Source organism: Altererythrobacter sp., assembly GCF_050299635.1.
Taxonomy (GTDB): domain Bacteria; phylum Pseudomonadota; class Alphaproteobacteria; order Sphingomonadales; family Sphingomonadaceae; genus Erythrobacter.
Window position 1 is genome coordinate 48,946 of record NZ_JBNKWF010000007.1, and the last position, 16,716, is coordinate 65,661.

Below are 16,716 nucleotides of genomic sequence, written 5' to 3' on the forward strand. Positions count from 1 at the left end.
GGCTAAGAAAATAGTGCGAAGATGTTAAATGGGGGATGTTTGGTGAATGATATTGTCCAGACCAGAAGCAAGCGTTCGACCCGCGTGGCGCTGACGACGATGATTTCGCTTTCCGGCGGGATCATGTTGAGCGCGTGCGGGGAAGGCGATGCAATGCCGACCGCCAATGCTTCCCAAAGCGTCACATCCGCTGCGGATGGCGAAACTGTCGATGTCTACGAAAATGTCTTCGAGTGTTCCAGGAAGAGCGGCAAGACCCGCGAGGAATGCGGCGAGATGCGCAAGGATGCTGTCGATCGTGCGAAGGTAGAGGCTCCCCGCTTTGCCGCAATCCAGGATTGTGAAGCGGAATATGGTGCGGGCCAATGTATGGAAAGCGGCAAAGCTGAATCTGGCCACAGCAGACATTTTTCACCGTTCATAGTGGCCTGGTTTTCCAGCTCGCGCAGGACAGCAAACATACCGCTCTTCAAGTCCGGTACCAGTGGTTTCCAAACCGCAAATGGCACGCGGCTTGGCTATGCTGGTGCACCTGGAAAATATTTCTCGTCGAACAGAGCGGTTGAACGACCGAAGACTGTGCCCAAGGTCAAGCCCGCTTCAAAACTGGCCAAGGCTGGCGGTTTTGGTCCCAATGCAAAATCCTGGCATCTGCGCGACCGGATCGGAAGTGGAGGCCGCTCGGCAAGATACAGCCTCGGCGGGTGATCGGTGTCCTGATCCGCGCTATTGCTTCGCTGTTTGAGCGCGGCGGCGCATCATGCCCTCCTGTGCGACACTGCCGACCAATTCTCCATGGCGGTTGAAGATGTGCCCGCGGTTGAAGCCGCGGCCAGCACCGCTCCAGGGGCTTTCAGTGACGTAGAGTAGCCATTCGTCGGCCCGCGCCGGGCGGTGGAACCAGACTGCATGATCCAGGCTCGCGCCCGTCAGTTCGCCGCGCATCCAGCTAAGGCCGTGCGGCAGGGCGCTGGTGCCCAGCAGCGTGTAATCGCTGGCATAGGCGATGACCGCGCGATGCAGTGCCTGATCGTCGGGAAGCGGAGCGACCGTGCGAAACCAGGTATGCGCAGAGGGTTCGCGCGGCTCCGTGTTCATCCAGTGCAGCTTGTCGCTTGTGCGCATGTCGATCGGGCGTGGGCGCAGGATCATGTTGCGCTGCGCTTCGGACATCTTGTCGCCCATCGCTGCGAGGATCGTTTGACGCATCTCCATGTCGCTACGCAGCTCCTCGGGCGGCGGCACGTCGGGCATTGCCGCATCGACATGCTCGAGCCCTTCTTCAGGAAGCTGGAAGCTGGCGGTGAGGTTGAGGATCGGGATCAGCTCGCCTTCCTCGTTTGCCTGGCTGGCGACTACCCGGCGATTGGCGAAGCTGCGGCCTTCGAAGTCGGCCGCGACGCGATAGTGGACAGGGGGCCCCTCCTTGCCGCCGCGCAGGAAATAGGCATGTAGCGAATGTGCCTGCTTGCCATCGGTCACCGTGCGCTGAGCTGCCTGGAGTGCCTGCGCGATGACCTGGCCACCAAACATCCGCCCCACGCCATCATCCCGCGGTGGGCCGATGAAGTGATTGTCCGGCTCCTCCGGCTCTACGGTCAACAGATGAACAAGGTCTGCGACAAGCTGCTGCGGATTGGGTTCCTGTTCGCTCATGCGATGGCTGTGCGGCGAGAGCGAGGCTTCGTCAATGCTCGGATGACAGCCGGTCGTGCGAACCCCAGTATGCCCCTACGTCAACCTCGTCAGCGCGAACTACCCGACGAGCCCGACCTTGCGCAATGCACGGTAGGCATAGGCTTTGGGGTGGTTGCCTGCAGGCCAGCGACCTGGGCGCGCGGGCCGGAATCCGGCCTTGCGCAGGATCCGGTTGAAGGCGCGCGCATCCGCCTCGGCAAAGCTCCAATCGCTGCGCCAGGTAATCGAGAGCGAGATCGAACTTTCCGGCCCGACCTTCACGAAATGCGGGGCCATGACCGGGACAAACACGGCCTCCCCGGGGCCGATCGGGCACTCGCAGGCTCCCTGCATCAACTCGTCATTCCAGCTCAGCTCGCGCGCACCGCCGGAATGATAGGTCTCGTGGACTTCATCCGGCGCAAACTGTGGATCGCCCGCCGGGAACTGCGTCATGATCTTGGACCCGGTGATTTGCAGCAGGATGTTGTGCTCCGGGTCGAAATGATAGGGCGTCACCGCGTTGGGGCTGGAGATGAAGATGAACCCTTGCGGGCGCAGCATCGCGCCGGTCTTCGCTTCGATTTGGGGGCGAATCTCATCCAGCAGGCTGAGCAAGAGGCTGCGATATCGCTCATCCTGTTCGATGTTCTTGAGCACGGCCCAGCTATTGGCCCGGTGGATCGCGCGAATGGTTTCGCCAATGGAAAGGCCGGTGCTGCCCGGCTTGCCGTCGATGCCGACGGGCAGATCGCCGCGATTATATTCGATCGAGCTTTCCGGAATGCGTTCGGCAAGCGAAGCCAGAGAACCGAGTTCGAGCAGAGGGTGGCTGGCCAGGCCATGTTTCAGAACATGCGGGGTTTCCGGATAGAACTCCGAAAACTGTAGGCGTGCCGCATCGTCAAACACCGGGAGGGCATGTGCCGAATCGAAGTCGATTGCGCGAGGGGCGTTCATGCGTCGATCTCCTCTTTCATTTCGGCGCGCAGAAGCCGTTCGAACACCTTGCGCCGCAGTCCGCCGCCGATCGCGACGTTCTGGCTGACAATTCGGCGCTTTTCGCGCCAGATGCGTTCGATCATGGGATGGCCTTCGTTGGCGCAGCTGTCGCACCACTCGATCCCGTCACGCGCAAGCAGGTGCAGGTTTTCCTGCTGCAGCAGGACGCCGGGCGAAAAGCGGGAATAGCGCTCGTCGAACGCCGTCTTGAAGCCGAAAGCTCCCGGTGCAGCGAGGAAATTGACCAACATGGCCATTGGCTTTCCATCGAGCCTGAGCGCAAGCCGTTCCAGTCGCCCGCGACTTGCGGCTCCTTTCAGCGCATTGGTGAAGAACCGCGCATTGGCATGATCTTCGGCCAGAGCTGAGCCTGCATCGCCTTTCCAGCCCGCGGCTTCAAGCGAGAGGAACTCACTGATCCAGTCATCAAGTCCAGTCTCGCAGTCATGCCGCTCAAAGGTCAGTTCGCCCTCTTCACCCAAGCGTCGTTTCTGGCGGCGCAGTTCCTTGCGTTTCTTGGAGGAAAGCGTCGCTTCAAAATAGGTTTCCGGATCGAGATCGGATTGCAACAGGGCGCGTTCTTCGCTGGCAACGATTCCGGCGCTGCGGTGCTGGCGCGCTGCAACGGACTCAAGGGCGCGATTGACCGGCCCGGCTTCGGGAATACCCGGCAGGTGCAGGAACAGTGCGCCGCCCGGCGATGTATCGAGCGTGTGGAGTACTTCCTGCCAAAAGGGTTCCTCGTGGCCTTGCCGAACCAATGGCACTCCGCTGAAGGCATTGGGATGCAGCCAGGTCGAACTGCAAGGCAGGGGATAGCCGTAATAGCTTGCGCTGCGCGAAAGCGGGATCAGTCCGCACAATTCGCCACGCTGGTAATAGGCGGCGATCCGGACACGCCGGCCGGGATCCAGCAGTTGGAGAGAGGGGATCAGGAACCACGGTTCGAAGAATGGATTGGGTTCAGCGCTCTGGTCGACAAGCTCCTGCCATTCGGCCTGGAACGCCTCACGAGCCACGTCATCGGCGTCGAGGAGATGCACGCCGTTTGCACGGCGTATCAGCACCTGATCGAGGCTGGTTTCGTAAACGGCCTGGTCGAGTGTTGTTTCGTAGATGTCGAGCGCGGCCGTCGCCATTCGTCGTTAACCCTGCTGCTTCTGCGCAAAATCGCGCGATGCCGGGGTCTAGCAGTGTCAGCCTAGGGAAAGCTTAAAGCCCTGAAAGGGTGTAATTAACCAAGAAAAGGCCCCGCCCGGATCGCTCCGGACGAGGCCCTTTTTTAAGTTCAGCCAGTCTGCGCGCGATTACATCGCGGCATGACCGCCCGCGAGTGCTGCGAGCAGCAGCAGCGCGACGATGTTGGTGATCTTGATCATCGGGTTCACGGCGGGGCCGGCAGTATCCTTGTAGGGATCGCCAACCGTATCGCCGGTCACCGCGGCATGGTGGGCGTCAGAACCCTTGCCGCCGTGATTGCCGTCCTCGATGTACTTCTTCGCATTGTCCCATGCGCCGCCACCGGCGGTCATGGAAAGTGCGACGAATAGTCCACCGACAATCACGCCGAGCAGCAGTGCGCCAAGCGCAGCAAAGCCGTTCGCCTGTCCACCGATGGCGGAGATCACGAAGTAGACGACGATCGGAGCGAGCACCGGCAGCAGCGAAGGAATGATCATTTCCTTGATCGCTGCCTTGGTCACCAGATCGACCGTCTTGGCATAGTTCGGACGGCTGGTGCCAGCCATGATGCCGGGATCGTTCTTGAACTGGTCACGCACGTCGATCACCACGTCGCCCGCAGCGCGGCCAACGGCGGTCATGCCCATCGCACCGAACAGGTACGGCAGCAGCGCGCCGAGCAGAAGGCCCACGATCACATATGGGTTCTCGAGGCTGAAATCGACCTGGATGTTCGGGAAGAACTCTCGAAGGTCGGTCGTATAGGCAGCGAAGAGAACCAGTGCGGCAAGACCTGCCGAACCGATCGCGTAACCCTTGGTCACGGCCTTGGTGGTGTTTCCGACCGCATCGAGAAGGTCGGTCTTTTCCCGCACGCTCTCATCAAGGCCAGCCATCTCGGCAATGCCACCGGCATTGTCGGTGACAGGGCCGTAAGCGTCGAGCGCCACGACCATGCCAGCCAGCGCCAGCATCGCGGTTGCCGCAAAGCCGATGCCGATTAGCCCGGCAAGCTGATAAGCGATGATGATGCCGGCGACGATCACCAGCGTGGGCAGAGCGGTCGATTCAAGGCTGATGGCCAGGCCCTGGATCACATTGGTGCCGTGGCCGGTTTCCGATGCCTTGGCGATCGAGCGGACCGGGCGATAGTTGGTGCCGGTGTAATACTCGGTGATCCAGATGATCAGGCCGGTGATGACGAGGCCGAGGAACGAGCAGTAGAACAGCGCGCGGCCGGTATAGCCTCCATCGCCAATCGACGTTTCCATCCCGCCGAGCGCATAGTCGGTCGCGAACCAGATCAGGATTGCCGAAATCACCGCAGTGATGCCGAAGCCCTTGTACATCGCGCCCATCACGTTGTTCGACTTGCCGAGTTTCACGAAATAGGTGCCGATGATCGAAGCAACGATGCAGACACCGCCGATGAACAGCGGCAGCGCCATAAGCGGAGCCAGCATGTCGCCAGCGCCCTTAACCAGCAGCGCGATCAGCACCATGGTGGCGCCGACGGTCACGACATAGGTTTCGAACAGGTCGGCAGCCATGCCGGCGCAGTCGCCCACGTTGTCGCCCACATTGTCGGCGATCACTGCGGGGTTGCGCGGATCGTCTTCAGGGATGCCCGCTTCGACCTTGCCGACCAGGTCGGCGCCGACGTCAGCAGCCTTGGTGAAGATACCGCCGCCCAGACGCGCGAAAATCGAAATCAACGAGGCGCCGAATGCGAGGGCGACGAGTGCATCGATCACTTCGCGGCTGTTTACGGCATTGCCCGCCTGTACGGTGAGGTACCAGTAGAAGCCGGAGATTGCGAGCAGCGCAAGGCCGGCAACGAGCAGGCCGGTGATGGCCCCCGCGCGGAAAGCCAGCGTCAGGCCTTCCTGCAGGCCCTTCTCGGCCGCAGCAGCGGTGCGCACGTTTGCACGTACCGAAATGTTCATGCCGATATAACCGGCAGCACCTGACAGGATGGCACCCAGAAGGAAGCCGACCGCGGATGTCACGCCAAGGAAGATGCCCACCAGCACTGCTACGACCACGCCAACCATGGCGATGGTGCGATACTGGCGCCCAAGATAGGCCTGTGCGCCCTCCTGGATTGCACCTGCGATTTCTTGCATTTTTTCGTTCCCGGCACTGGCGCCGAGAACCTGACGGCTGGTGACAAAGCCGTAAACGACGGCAAGCAGTCCCAGCACAATGGAAATTTCAACGAGTCCCACGAAAAATCCCCTCCTGCATACGTGGAAATAGGGTCCTGCGAACGCAGGACCCGGTTATAGCGGAGGCTATAAGGCATGCACCGGCGCTGACAAGGGGCCAAAGGGCCATAGAGCCATAGAGCGCTGGATATCCCGATTTCGTCAGGGCGATCGGTGCTGGTAGCCGAGGCCTTCCGTCGTCTCGAAAGACTCATCGCCCAGCCAAAGTGCAGCACCATCTTGCTGTTCAACGCATCCAATCCGGGTCGCTTCGATGGGGCATTCGCAGCCGGGGGGGAGGGTGAAGAGCAACTCGTAATCGTCTCCCCAGCGGACACATTCATCGAGACGCGCAGGGTCGGCCACGGGTATGTTTTCGCGCTTTAGCCGAATGACCACGCCGCTCGCATGGGCCAGCCGCCAGGCGTCAAGCAGCAGCCCGTCGGAAATATCCATCATGGCCGACACATGCGGGGCAAGCGCACGGCCCTCATCCAGTAGCGGTCGCGGACGGTTGTAGCTTTCCGCATGATTCGCATCGCCTTCAAAGCCGAGCATGGCGCGACCCGGTGCGCCCGTTACCCACACCGTGTCGCCCGGTTTCGCGCCGCGCCGGTCGGGGACGGGAACATGCGTCGCGCGTCCGATAGCGGTCAGGCCGAGTGCGCGTGGACCCGGTGCGGCGCTGATCGTATCTCCGCCGAGCAGCGGCACACCATACGCCTCAAGCACGTCGCGCAGCCCTTGCAGGAAGCGCTCGTCGTTCGGTCCCAGCATATGGCCCAGCAGCAGGCCCACCGGTTCCGCGCCCTTGGCCGCGAGGTCCGAGAGGTTCACCGCCACCAGCTTCCAGGCGACATCGGCCATATCGGCGCCGGGAGGGTAGTGCGTGCCCTCCGCCATCATGTCATGCGTCAGCACCAGCGTCTCGTTGCCGAAGGGAAGAACAGCGCAATCGTCTTCCAGCCCGCGTGCGGCGGGGCTGATCCGCAATTGGCGCAAGGCTGCAATGAAATCGGATTCGTTCACAGTCAGCCATTATCCGTTCGCCCTGAGCTTGTCGAAGGGCTGCACTTCCAAAAAAAGGCAAGGCTTCGACAGGCTCAGCCCGAACGGTACCTTATGTGGCGCTAACTCCGCACATCCTTCGCAATCGCATCGAGGATACCGTTGACGAATTTTGCCTCGCGGTCGTCGAAGAAAGCCTTGGCGACATCGACATATTCGTTGATCGCGGCGGCAGCAGGCACATCGGCGCGCGCGAGCAGTTCATAGGCGCCGCAGCGCAGGATTTGCAGCATGGTCTTGTCGAGCCGTGCCAGCGTCCAGCCCTGCGCCAGCTTGCCGATCAGCCGCTCGTCGATCTCCTCGCGGCGGGCATCGACCCCGCTAACGACATCGTCGAAGAAATCGACTTCTGCCTCGGCATATTGCTCCTCATCGACTTCCATCCCCAGCCGATGCTGGTGGAACTCGTTGAGCAAGCGGGCGAGCGCAGTGCCCTCCATCTGCTGTTGGTAGAGCGCCTGCACGGCGGCGAGCCGCGCGGCGGAACGGGCCTGCGAGCGGTGGTTGGCGGCGGGATTGCTCATTTGAGTCTCAATTCAACACTTTTGGCATGGGCCGGAAGGCCTTCGGCATGGGCCAGCGCAACGGCAGCGGGCCCGACTGCGCCCAGCGCAGCCTGGTCGAGCGAAATGAAGCTGGTGCGCTTCATGAAATCGAGCACAGATAGCCCGCTGGCAAAGCGCGCGCGCCTGCCGGTGGGCAGAACGTGGTTCGGCCCGGCAACGTAATCGCCCACCGCTTCGGGCGTCATACGCCCCAGGAATACGCTGCCCGCGTGGCGGATTGCCTGCAGCAGCGGTTCCGGGTCGGCGACTGCCAGCTCAACATGCTCGGCGGCAAGATCGTTGGCGAGATCTGCCGCCTGGTCCAGCCGGTCGACCACGATAATCACGCCGTGTTCGTCCCAGCTCGCGCGCGCCGTCTTGGACGTTTCGAGCTGGGCGGCTTGAACATCAATGCAATCGGCCACCATAGCGGCAAATCCGGCATCGTCAGTAATCAGGATCGATTGCGAGCTTGGGTCATGTTCGGCCTGGCTCAGCAGGTCAGCGGCGATCCAGTCAGGATCGTTGTCCTTGTCCGCGATCACCAGAATTTCGCTCGGCCCGGCAACCATGTCGATACCGACCACGCCATATAGCTGGCGCTTGGCCTCCGCGACCCAGGCATTGCCGGGGCCAGTGATGACATCGACGCGCCCGATCCGCTCCGTGCCATAAGCCAGCGCGGCCACGGCCTGCGCTCCGCCCACGCGCCAGATCTCGTCCACGCCTGCTATATGCGCGGCGGCGAGAACCAGCGGATTGCTCTGCCCCTTGGGTGTGGGCGTCACGACCACCAGCCGCTCGACCCCCGCCACCTTGGCTGGAATGGCGTTCATCAACAGCGAGGAGGGGTATGCTGCGCGTCCGCCCGGCACATAAAGCCCGGCGGCATCGACCGCACGCCAGATTGCGCCTTGCCGCACTCCGGATTCGTCAGTGAAATCGCGCGCCTTGGGAAGCTGATCTTCGTGATAGGCTCGGATGCGTCTGGCTGCGAGTTCGAGCGCTTCGCGCAATTCCGGCTCCAGCCCTTCATAGGCTTCGCGGCAGCGCTCGGCAGTAATCCGCCAATCGTCATCGCTCGACAGACGGTGGCTGTCGAAACGGGCGGAATACTCCACCAGCGCCTTGTCGCCGCGCGCCTTGACCTCGCGCAGGATGTCCGTGACCTGCACGGCAACGTCGGTGTCGCTTTCGCGCCGGTCATCGACAATGCGCGCGAAGCGCATGGCGAAATCGGGATCGCTGGCGTTTAGCAATTGCATCAGACTGCCTCGCGCGCCTGTGCGATTTCACGGAAACGCGATACCAGCTCGCCTACGCGCGGATCGGTCTTGAGAGCGGCGCGATTGACAATCAGCCGCGCGGAAATGTCGATGATCTTGCCGGTTTCGACCAGCCCGTTTTCCTTCAGCGTCTGCCCCGATGACACCAGATCGACGATCCGGCGCGCCAGCCCGAGCGAAGGCGCAAGCTCCATCGCGCCGTTCAGCTTGACGCATTCGGCCTGGATACCCTGAGCCTCGAAGTGGCGGCGAGTGAGGTTGGGGTACTTCGTCGCGACGCGTAAATGGCTGGCGTTGCTGGCCGCTTCGGCTTCATCGGCCATCATGGCAACCGACAGGCGGCAGTGGCCGATATCGAGGTCGACCGGGGCGTAGAGGTCAGCGTAATTGAACTCTTCGATCACGTCCGACCCGACGATTCCGATTTGCGCCGCACCATGCGCGACAAAGGTCGCGACATCGAAGGCGCGCACGCGGATCAGCCGCATATCGGGCTTTGTCGTTGCGAAGCTCAGCGATCGGTTGCTCTTGTCGTGGAAGGCATCTTCCGGCACGACGCCCGCGCGTGCCATCACGGGCAGCGCTTCGTCGAGAATGCGCCCCTTGGGAATGGCGAAGGTCAGTTGGCCGGCGGATTTATCACTCATAGCGCCGCGCCACTTAGGCGCGGTGCGGCGAAAGGGCAATGGATCGATGGCTCAAATGGCAGGAAAGCAAGCGCCGGTGATGGACATTGTTTCCGTTGCCGATGCGATCGAATGGCAGGCGCGCCATGCGGAAGAGGGCGGGGCGCCCGGCACAGGGCGCGTCATTCGCGGGCTGCTCGCGATTTTGGACGGGGACACCGCCACAGCACGAAGGATTTCGAACTGGCACGGCTTGGCGCTAAAGGATGCCATGCCGCTGAGAATTGCAGGCGGATTGCATAATCTGGTTCTGACTGGAGCGGATGACCGGCTCGCCCGTGTCTATTCGGGTCAGATCACCGACCAGCCCAGCATCGATCGGCTGATTTGCGAACTGGTGGAAACCTATGACGCCCGGCTCTTGCCCTGGCTCGACGGGCCTCCGCAAACCAACGAAGCGGGACGGTCGGCCAGCCTGATGGCAGGCCTAATGTGGCTGAGCGAGCGCGTCTGCCCGCGTTTCGAAATGCTCGAAATCGGATCGAGCGCCGGGATCAACACCATGATGGAGCGCTATCGCTTTGCTCTTGGCGGAATTGCAGTCGGACCTGAGAACAGCCCGATGCGGATCGAGCCTGAATGGCGCGGTACGCCGCCGCCCGATACACGGCCGGAAATTGTCTCAATCAGGGGATGCGATGTTGCGCCGGTCGACCTTTCCGATCCCCAGCAGGCGCTCCGCCTCAAAAGCTATGTCTGGCCCGAAGCGACTCATCGCATGGCGAGAATCGATGCCGCCATCGACCTTGCAAGCGAAACACCGCCCGATGTGGTCAAACTGGATGCAGGCAGCTTTGTCGTCGAGGCATTGGAGCGTGAGCAGGAATCAGGCGTCACTCGCGTGCTGTTCCACTCGATCGTCTGGCAATATGTTCCCGACGACCAGCAGCAGTCTATCAGGCGTGCGATTGAGCAGGCGGCGGATTCCGCGACCAATGAGAAGCCGCTGGCCTGGATGTCGCTGGAAACCAACCGCGAGACCTTCAAGCACGAGCTGGTCATCCGCTATTGGCCGGGCGACGGCGAGAAGCATCTGCTTGGCACTGCGCATCCGCACGGCGCCTGGGTCGAATGGATGGCCTCCTAAGCCGTTCGCGCGAGGAACTCCTCCATCGCCGCATTGACCGCATCGGGCGCTTCCCACGGCACGAAATGGCCGCAGTCGTGCACTTCGGCCAGGGTCAGGTCATCGATCACCTCGTCCAGGCCTTCGAGGTTCTCGGGCGGCAGAGCGAGGTCGTCCATCGCCCAGATCACCAGCGTCGGGATCGTGAGCTTTGGTAATTGCGGCGGAGTGTATTCCTCAGGGACTTCGTAGGGCGCGTCTATCGGCGGAACATCGATCGGGCTGCCGCGGTAATAGTTGAGCATTCCGAATGCCGCATCGCGATCCTGCCAGTCGCGCAGCAGCGCTTCGCGTTCCTCGGGCTCCATCGCAGATGGCCGGTCCCATTTTACCTCCTGCAGCAGGATTCCCACCAGGCCGTGTTCGCGGACCAGCGCGTCATTGGCCGGATCCCGGAACCCGCGCATGTACTGGCTCGCCTCGCGCTGCTGAGGATTGGTGTAGAGCAGCTTCTGGAAGATGGCCGGATGCGGCGCATTGGCGATAATGGCGCGCTCGACCCGGGTGTGCTGCCCGCCAATCGCGATGCCCCAGGCAATCGCGCCGCCCCAATCGTGACCCACAATAGTGAATTTCTCGATCCCCAGCGCATCGGCCAGGAGGAATATGTCGCCGATAAGCTTGTCGGGCGTGTAGGCCTCAACCTCTTGCGGCTTGGACGATCCGCGATAGCCGCGCTGGTCTGGCGCCACGCAGCGGAAGGTACCGCTGAAATGTTCGATCTGGTGCCGCCAGGTGCGGTGGCTCTCGGGAAAGCCGTGGAGGAAGATTAGCGCAGGCGCGTCACGCGGGCCGATGTCGACCACATCGAGCTCGATCCCATTGGCAAGCGAAACGCGCTGTTGTTCCATTATTCATCCCTCTCTGTTTCGAGCATTTCCATATAGCCGTTGGCAACCATGGTCGCGACCTGATCGAACAGCGCCTCTGGCGTGCGCCGCAATTCGCCCAACTGGAGCTCGACCCCTTCGGCGACCACGATCTCCCGGTCGCCCGCTGCAATAGCGTCGATCATTGTGCGGGCCGCATCTTCCGGCCGGATTCCTTGTTCGATGGCCTTGTCGCTCTTGCCCCGCTTTGAACCATCCGCTGTCAGCGAATTGCGGCTGACATTGGTCGCGATCGAGCCGGGATAGATTGTGTGCACGCTCACACCGGTTTGCGACAGCTCTCCACGCAAGGCATCGGCATATCCCGCGAGCCCGAACTTGGCCGCCGAATAGGCCGTGCGCATCGGCACGCCGACCTTGCCCGCAACCGAGGAGATGAAGGCAAGGGCGCCGCTACCACGTTCGGCCATATGCCCGATCAGCCCTTGCGCGAAAGCGATCTGGGCGGTGAGGTCGATGTCGATGATGTCGCGATAGACCTGCATGTCGGTCTTGAGCGCGCGGCTGCGCTGCGAAACGCCGGCATTGGCGACGGCCAGGTCAACCCCGCCCTTCCACGCGATGGCCTTTTGCGTGGCTTCCGCCAGCGCGGCATCGTCGCGGACATCGAACGGCAGGACCAGCGTGTCGCGACAATCGGCGGCAACTTCTGCAAGTCGCGCCTCGTCGCGGCCCGACAGGATCAGGTTCGCTCCGCGCTTGTCCCATTCGCGGGCCAGCGCCGCGCCAATGCCGCTTGATGCGCCGGTGATCCAGATGGTCTTGTTTTGATAGGTCATGGGGCACTCACTGTGTTGGGACGCTCCGGAATCGGAATCCACTCTTCCTCGTCGCCTGGAACCTTCGGGAAACGGCCCTCCGTCCAGTCTTCCTTCGCCTGCTCGATACGATCGCGGCTAGAGCTGACGAAGTTCCACCATGCATAGCGTCGAGTCGAAAACGCCTCACCGCCAAGCAGCATGACCCGTGCGCCGCGGCCGGACGCCAGTGTCATGGCTTGTCCGGGTGTGAGCACGGTCAACTCATAGAGGTCGAGCGGCTCGCCATCCACGCTGGCCTCGCCGCCGACCAGCATCAGCGCACGCTCGTCGGCGTTGGCGTCGATCGGCAGGCTACCCGATGGCGCGAGAACGATCTCGGCATAGATCGTATCGGCGTAGGTCGTGGTGGCGGCGCGCTTGCCCCACAATTCGCCCATGATGACGATTGCCCTGGCGCATTGGTCTTCGACCACGGGCAGGTTGGTCACGGCTTCGAATGCCGGGTCGATCTCTTCACGCCCGTCGGGGAGGGCGAGCCAAGTCTGCATCCCGTAGAGCTTCGGGCCGGCATTGCGTTCGTCCGCCGGGCTTCGTTCGGAATGGACGATCCCGCTTCCGGCGGTCATCAGGTTTACCTGGCCCGGCCTGATGGTCGAGAAGCTGCCCAGGCTGTCGCGATGATCGATCGCCCCTTCGAACAGCCATGTGACGGTGGCCAGATTGATATGCGGGTGAGGGCGCACGTCCATCCCCGTTCCGACATCAAGCTGCGCAGGCCCGAACTGGTCGACAAAGATGAAGGGCCCAACCATCGTGCGGCCCGGGCTGGGCAGGGCGCGCCGAACCTCGAACTGGCCGAGATCGTGGGTTACCGGGCTGATGATTTGTTCGATCATGCGTCCTGCTCCTGCTTCCACTAGGCCGCGCCGCTCTCACTCCTCCGGTGCGCTAGCCTTGATTGCAAGAGCATGCACTCGCTGGCCGGGGATGTCACCCAGCGCGGCGAGCACCATGCGCTGGCGTTGGAGACGCGATACGCCGGTAAAGGCATCCGCTTCGATCACGACGGTGAAGTGCGATTCCCCGCTCCCGTCGTCACCGGCGTGGCCGTGATGCTGCGCACTGTCATTGATGACTTCGATCCGGGCTGAGGCGAAGGTATCGCGCAGCCGCGTCTCTATTTCTTGTGCAATTGTTCCGCTCATCGGCCTGATTTGGGGGTTCACTTTCCGCTTGTCCATGCCCATCCTTGAGTCATGTCACAATCGAGGTTCCATGGGCGGTTCGAAGATACGGGTCAGGTGTGCGGGCACCCGGCCTGCCAGGAGCCCGGCGAGTTCCGTGCACCCGGCGGCAGGCCGGGCGGCTTTGACGGGCCCGGCGAGTACCGCTGGTTCTGCCTGAGCCACGTCCGCGAATTCAATTCGGATTACGACTGGTTCGAAGGCATGAGTGCGGAGGAAATCCTCGATGCGCAATCGCCAGCAGCGGGCTGGCGTACCGAAAGCCCTTCCTTCCGCCCCACGGCCGGTGTGGATGGAATGCCGCGCTGGGCGGATTTCGATGATCCGCTCGATGCCATTTCGGCGCGCGCAAACGGGATCAGGAGTCGCGCGCAGCGCGAGACGCAGATCGCTATGGATGGCCGGTTCAGCAAAGAGGAAGCACGCGCGCTCGACACGATGGGGCTCGGCCTCGACACCGACCGGCGGCGACTCAGGAGGCGCTATTCGGAGCTGGTGCGCCGCTATCACCCGGATCGCAACGGCGGCGACCGGAAATACGAGAAACGGCTGACCAGCGTGGTCGAAGCCTATCAGCTGCTCAGGAAATCGAGCGCGATTGCGTGATCAGTCCCGGTCGGGCGCGCCGCGCGGGAAGAGATGGCGATAGGGCCGTGCATCTTCGACGCAGCGCGAAACCGGGGGCAGCGCAAGCAGATGCGCCCGCCATTCCTGCAGGCGGGGGAAAGCGTCGCCGATCTGGTGAACCCAATCGGCGTAGAACAGCGAGGGCGCAGCGCCGCATTCGATAAGCGTCAAGCCAGTGGGGCGATCATAGGTGGCGAGCCAGTTCTCAATCCAACCATAGGTACGGTCCAATCGCTTTCGCGCGCCCTCTATTACCTGCGGGTTCGGGTCTTCGGGATCGCGAATATATTCTTCGACGATCCCCTGCACCACATTCATCACATAATTATCGAACACACGGTCAATCATGCGGGTCATGATCGCGGTACAAGGTTCGTCGGGAAGCATCCGCTGCGCACCTGGCCAATGGAGATCGAGATATTCGATGATCGAAGTGGCCTCGAACACGGTAGTTTCGCCGTCCACCAACACCGGAAATTTGCCATGCGGCCCCGTCGATTGAACGAGCGCCACATTGTCGAGATGATCGCCGTCGACCATGCCGAACTCGAACTTGGTTCCATTGGCGTAGAGCGGGATCAGCGCCTTCCACGTATAGGAAGAGAAGGGGTGTCCGTAGAGCTTCAACATTACCAGTTTCCCTCTTTCATGCGTTGCTGGCGTTCGGTTTCGCGAGCACTCTTGCTCGATCCGGGCGCTTCGGCTGGATAGGGCGGCAGCGCGCCACCGGGCTTGTAGGTCGCGATCACTGTTCCCTTGGCGGTGACGGTATGATCGATCATCTCCAGATGGTTCGCGGGCGTGCCATCGCCAAACAGCCGCTTGCCCGGGCCGAGCGTCACCGGAAAGGTCATGGTAATCAGCGTGTCGAGCAAACCCGCGGCAAGGAGCGCGGGATAGAGCGTCGATGATCCTTGGATGATAAGGTCGGAGCCTTCGGTCTGCTTGAGATTCGCGACTTCGTCGATGCCTGTGAGGCGGTGGCTGTTCGCCCAGTCGAGCGGCTGGCTGCCGCGCGTCAGCACGTATTTTCCAGCCTTGGTAAATGCGTCGCCCATGCCGGATTCATCGCCTTCGACATAAGGCCAGTAGGCTGCGAAGATGTCGAAGGTTCGCCTCCCGAGCAGCAGGTCGTATTCGGACGAGAACAGCTTGCCAATGGTTGCTCCCACGCCATCGTCCGACAGTTTGAAGATCCAGCCGCCTTGTTTGAAGCCACCTGTTGTGTCTTCGATTGGACCGCCGGGGGCTTGCATCACTCCATCGAGCGAAAGGAAGGCTGCGCCGGTGATCTTACGAGGCATGGGCAGCCTCACCTGCGCGCGCAGCTTCGATCGCGGCGATGTCGATCTTGCGCATGGTCATCATCGCCTCGAACACGCGTTTACGTGCCGCGGGATCGCTGTCCGCCATGCCGCCTGTCAATTGGCGCGGGGTGATCTGCCAGGAATAGCCCCACTTGTCCTTGCACCAGCCGCAGGCGCTTTCCTGTCCGCCATTGCCGGTAATCGCATTCCAGAGTTCGTCGGTTTCTTTCTGCGTCGAGGTGCTGACCTGGATCGAAAAGCTCTCGTTGGGGGTAAACTCGGGCCCGCCATTGAGCAGGACCACGGGCAGTCCGCACAGCGTCATTGAAACGGTCAGCGCATCGCCTTCCTCGCCAGCAGGATAATCTCCCGGGGCGCGGGAAATGGCGCCGATGCTGCTTTCAGGAAAGGTCTCTGCATAGAAGCGCGCAGCATCTTCGGCATCCTTGTTGAACCACAGGAAAATCGATGCAACCTCAGCCATTCTGGCTCTCCTCGATCAACTTCGTGTCGATCGCCTTGGCCTCCTTGTATCCGTCGCGTTCGCGAAGGCGCTTGGCATAGGCTTCGAACGCAGGACGGGTGGGGATCGAACCGAATTGCAGGCCCCAATCGACATGGCTGCCGACATAGACGTCTGCCATGGTGAAGCGGTCGCCGCACACGAAATCATGGGTAGATAGCCAGCCTTTGAGCGTATCCATGGTGAGATCGAACGAGCCGAAACCCGCCATTACGTTACGACCTTCTGGCACTTCCCAGCCCATCGCCCGCGACAGGACAGCCTGCTCGACGGGTCCTGCCGCGAAGAACAGCCAGCGGAAATAGTCGGCCTTCTCGTGTTCGCTTGGCTGCAGGCCGGAATCCGGGTGCGTTTCGGCTAGATAGTGGCAGATCGCCGCGCATTCGGTCACGACATGATCGTGCCCGCCATGGTGATGAACCAGCGCGGGCACCTTGCCCATGGGGTTTGCGGCGAGGAACGCTTCGCTCTTGGCGGCCCAGTCGACGATCACCGGCTCGTAATCCGCGCCGACCTCGTGCAGCGCCCACCACGCGATCCAGCCCCGGCTCATCGGATTGGTGTAGAATGTGAAATCGGCCAAGA

19 protein-coding genes are annotated in these 16,716 nt (G+C 62.0%); 3 read left to right on the forward strand and 16 right to left on the reverse strand.

Annotated features, from left to right (window positions below):
• Positions 1-42: 42 nt before the first annotated feature.
• On the forward strand, positions 43-708 hold the full coding sequence (locus tag ACQY6C_RS05090) for a DUF1190 domain-containing protein (RefSeq protein ID WP_427965659.1): 666 nt from the start codon (positions 43-45) through the stop codon (positions 706-708).
• An 18-nt stretch (positions 709-726) separates the two neighbouring features.
• Here ACQY6C_RS05090 and ACQY6C_RS05095 read toward each other — a convergent pair whose 3' ends face one another.
• The 8 genes from ACQY6C_RS05095 to hisG form a co-directional block, all read right to left on the reverse strand.
• On the reverse strand, positions 727-1,656 hold the full coding sequence (locus tag ACQY6C_RS05095) for an acyl-CoA thioesterase (protein ID WP_427965662.1): 930 nt from the start codon (positions 1,654-1,656) through the stop codon (positions 727-729).
• 99 nt (positions 1,657-1,755) lie between these two features.
• Positions 1,756-2,637 (reverse strand): transcriptional regulator, encoded by an 882-nt coding sequence (locus ACQY6C_RS05100; RefSeq protein ID WP_427965665.1) that lies wholly within the window; start codon positions 2,635-2,637, stop codon positions 1,756-1,758.
• Positions 2,634-3,818 (reverse strand): GNAT family N-acetyltransferase, encoded by a 1,185-nt coding sequence (locus tag ACQY6C_RS05105; protein WP_427965668.1) that lies wholly within the window; start codon positions 3,816-3,818, stop codon positions 2,634-2,636. Before ACQY6C_RS05105 ends, ACQY6C_RS05100 begins: the two co-directional genes overlap by 4 nt.
• A gap of 168 nt (positions 3,819-3,986) precedes the next feature.
• Positions 3,987-6,089, reverse strand: coding sequence for a sodium-translocating pyrophosphatase (locus tag ACQY6C_RS05110; RefSeq protein WP_427965670.1), 2,103 nt, complete (start codon positions 6,087-6,089; stop codon positions 3,987-3,989).
• Between the two features lie 141 nt (positions 6,090-6,230).
• Positions 6,231-7,097: a thiamine-phosphate kinase gene (gene thiL / locus ACQY6C_RS05115; RefSeq protein WP_427965673.1), complete on the reverse strand. Its 867-nt coding sequence runs from the start codon at positions 7,095-7,097 to the stop codon at positions 6,231-6,233.
• Between the two features lie 101 nt (positions 7,098-7,198).
• Positions 7,199-7,660 (reverse strand): transcription antitermination factor NusB, encoded by a 462-nt coding sequence (nusB, locus tag ACQY6C_RS05120; RefSeq protein WP_427965676.1) that lies wholly within the window; start codon positions 7,658-7,660, stop codon positions 7,199-7,201.
• Positions 7,657-8,946 carry a histidinol dehydrogenase gene (hisD, locus tag ACQY6C_RS05125; protein ID WP_427965679.1) on the reverse strand — a complete coding sequence of 430 codons (1,290 nt, stop codon included), beginning with the start codon at positions 8,944-8,946 and terminating at the stop codon, positions 7,657-7,659. Before hisD ends, nusB begins: the two co-directional genes overlap by 4 nt.
• Entirely contained in the window at positions 8,946-9,614 is a 669-nt protein-coding gene (hisG, locus tag ACQY6C_RS05130; protein WP_427965681.1) for an ATP phosphoribosyltransferase, read from the reverse strand. The genes hisD and hisG overlap by 1 nt, the downstream gene beginning before the upstream one ends.
• Before the next feature lie 55 nt (positions 9,615-9,669).
• On the opposite strand from hisG, the gene ACQY6C_RS05135 reads away from it, so the two are divergent.
• Positions 9,670-10,740, forward strand: coding sequence for a DUF2332 domain-containing protein (locus tag ACQY6C_RS05135; RefSeq protein ID WP_427965684.1), 1,071 nt, complete (start codon positions 9,670-9,672; stop codon positions 10,738-10,740).
• Here the strand turns inward: ACQY6C_RS05135 and ACQY6C_RS05140 are convergent.
• The 4 genes from ACQY6C_RS05140 to ACQY6C_RS05155 are packed head-to-tail and all read right to left on the reverse strand — an operon-like array spanning position 10,737 to position 13,635.
• A complete protein-coding gene (locus ACQY6C_RS05140; RefSeq protein ID WP_427965687.1) occupies positions 10,737-11,630 on the reverse strand; it encodes an alpha/beta fold hydrolase in 894 nt (297 codons plus the stop codon). The genes ACQY6C_RS05135 and ACQY6C_RS05140 overlap by 4 nt on opposite strands.
• Positions 11,630-12,448, reverse strand: a complete 819-nt coding sequence (locus ACQY6C_RS05145) for an SDR family NAD(P)-dependent oxidoreductase (protein WP_427965690.1) — start codon at positions 12,446-12,448, stop codon at positions 11,630-11,632. The genes ACQY6C_RS05140 and ACQY6C_RS05145 overlap by 1 nt, the downstream gene beginning before the upstream one ends.
• The gene (locus ACQY6C_RS05150) at positions 12,445-13,326 is read right to left on the reverse strand and encodes a pirin family protein (protein WP_427965693.1); all 882 of its coding nucleotides are present in this window, start codon (positions 13,324-13,326) and stop codon (positions 12,445-12,447) included. Before ACQY6C_RS05150 ends, ACQY6C_RS05145 begins: the two co-directional genes overlap by 4 nt.
• 36 nt (positions 13,327-13,362) lie before the next feature.
• Positions 13,363-13,635, reverse strand: a complete 273-nt coding sequence (locus ACQY6C_RS05155; protein WP_427965696.1) for a BolA family protein — start codon at positions 13,633-13,635, stop codon at positions 13,363-13,365.
• 51 nt (positions 13,636-13,686) lie between these two features.
• Between ACQY6C_RS05155 and ACQY6C_RS05160 the strand changes: the two genes are divergently transcribed.
• Positions 13,687-14,280, forward strand: a complete 594-nt coding sequence (locus ACQY6C_RS05160) for a J domain-containing protein (RefSeq protein ID WP_427965699.1) — start codon at positions 13,687-13,689, stop codon at positions 14,278-14,280.
• On the opposite strand, the gene ACQY6C_RS05165 is transcribed toward ACQY6C_RS05160, so the two are convergent.
• Genes ACQY6C_RS05165 through ACQY6C_RS05180 form a run of 4 tightly spaced genes read right to left on the reverse strand, consistent with a single transcriptional unit; the run spans position 14,281 to position 16,714 of the window.
• Complete coding sequence (locus ACQY6C_RS05165) at positions 14,281-14,931, reverse strand: glutathione S-transferase family protein (protein WP_427965702.1); 651 nt, start codon at positions 14,929-14,931, stop codon at positions 14,281-14,283.
• On the reverse strand, positions 14,931-15,605 hold the full coding sequence (locus tag ACQY6C_RS05170) for a dihydrofolate reductase family protein (protein ID WP_427965705.1): 675 nt from the start codon (positions 15,603-15,605) through the stop codon (positions 14,931-14,933). The genes ACQY6C_RS05165 and ACQY6C_RS05170 overlap by 1 nt, the downstream gene beginning before the upstream one ends.
• The gene (locus tag ACQY6C_RS05175; protein ID WP_427965708.1) at positions 15,595-16,092 is read right to left on the reverse strand and encodes a VOC family protein; all 498 of its coding nucleotides are present in this window, start codon (positions 16,090-16,092) and stop codon (positions 15,595-15,597) included. The genes ACQY6C_RS05170 and ACQY6C_RS05175 overlap by 11 nt, the downstream gene beginning before the upstream one ends.
• Positions 16,085-16,714 carry a glutathione S-transferase family protein gene (locus tag ACQY6C_RS05180; protein WP_427965710.1) on the reverse strand — a complete coding sequence of 210 codons (630 nt, stop codon included), beginning with the start codon at positions 16,712-16,714 and terminating at the stop codon, positions 16,085-16,087. Before ACQY6C_RS05180 ends, ACQY6C_RS05175 begins: the two co-directional genes overlap by 8 nt.
• Between the last annotated feature and the right edge of the window lie 2 nt (positions 16,715-16,716).

Coding starts and splice junctions, on each gene's coding strand:
- ACQY6C_RS05140 (WP_427965687.1), bottom strand. CDS start 11,630: ATGGAACAACAGCGCGTTTCGCTTGCCAATGGGATCGAGCTCGATGTG.
- ACQY6C_RS05175 (WP_427965708.1), bottom strand. CDS start 16,092: ATGGCTGAGGTTGCATCGATTTTCCTGTGGTTCAACAAGGATGCCGAA.
- hisD (WP_427965679.1), bottom strand. CDS start 8,946: ATGCAATTGCTAAACGCCAGCGATCCCGATTTCGCCATGCGCTTCGCG.
- ACQY6C_RS05165 (WP_427965702.1), bottom strand. CDS start 14,931: ATGTTGAAGCTCTACGGACACCCCTTCTCTTCCTATACGTGGAAGGCG.
- ACQY6C_RS05145 (WP_427965690.1), bottom strand. CDS start 12,448: ATGACCTATCAAAACAAGACCATCTGGATCACCGGCGCATCAAGCGGC.
- ACQY6C_RS05155 (WP_427965696.1), bottom strand. CDS start 13,635: ATGAGCGGAACAATTGCACAAGAAATAGAGACGCGGCTGCGCGATACC.
- ACQY6C_RS05095 (WP_427965662.1), bottom strand. CDS start 1,656: ATGAGCGAACAGGAACCCAATCCGCAGCAGCTTGTCGCAGACCTTGTT.
- ACQY6C_RS05160 (WP_427965699.1), top strand. CDS start 13,687: ATGTCACAATCGAGGTTCCATGGGCGGTTCGAAGATACGGGTCAGGTG.
- ACQY6C_RS05135 (WP_427965684.1), top strand. CDS start 9,670: ATGGCAGGAAAGCAAGCGCCGGTGATGGACATTGTTTCCGTTGCCGAT.
- ACQY6C_RS05150 (WP_427965693.1), bottom strand. CDS start 13,326: ATGATCGAACAAATCATCAGCCCGGTAACCCACGATCTCGGCCAGTTC.
- ACQY6C_RS05100 (WP_427965665.1), bottom strand. CDS start 2,637: ATGAACGCCCCTCGCGCAATCGACTTCGATTCGGCACATGCCCTCCCG.
- hisG (WP_427965681.1), bottom strand. CDS start 9,614: ATGAGTGATAAATCCGCCGGCCAACTGACCTTCGCCATTCCCAAGGGG.
- ACQY6C_RS05105 (WP_427965668.1), bottom strand. CDS start 3,818: ATGGCGACGGCCGCGCTCGACATCTACGAAACAACACTCGACCAGGCC.
- ACQY6C_RS05170 (WP_427965705.1), bottom strand. CDS start 15,605: ATGCCTCGTAAGATCACCGGCGCAGCCTTCCTTTCGCTCGATGGAGTG.
- nusB (WP_427965676.1), bottom strand. CDS start 7,660: ATGAGCAATCCCGCCGCCAACCACCGCTCGCAGGCCCGTTCCGCCGCG.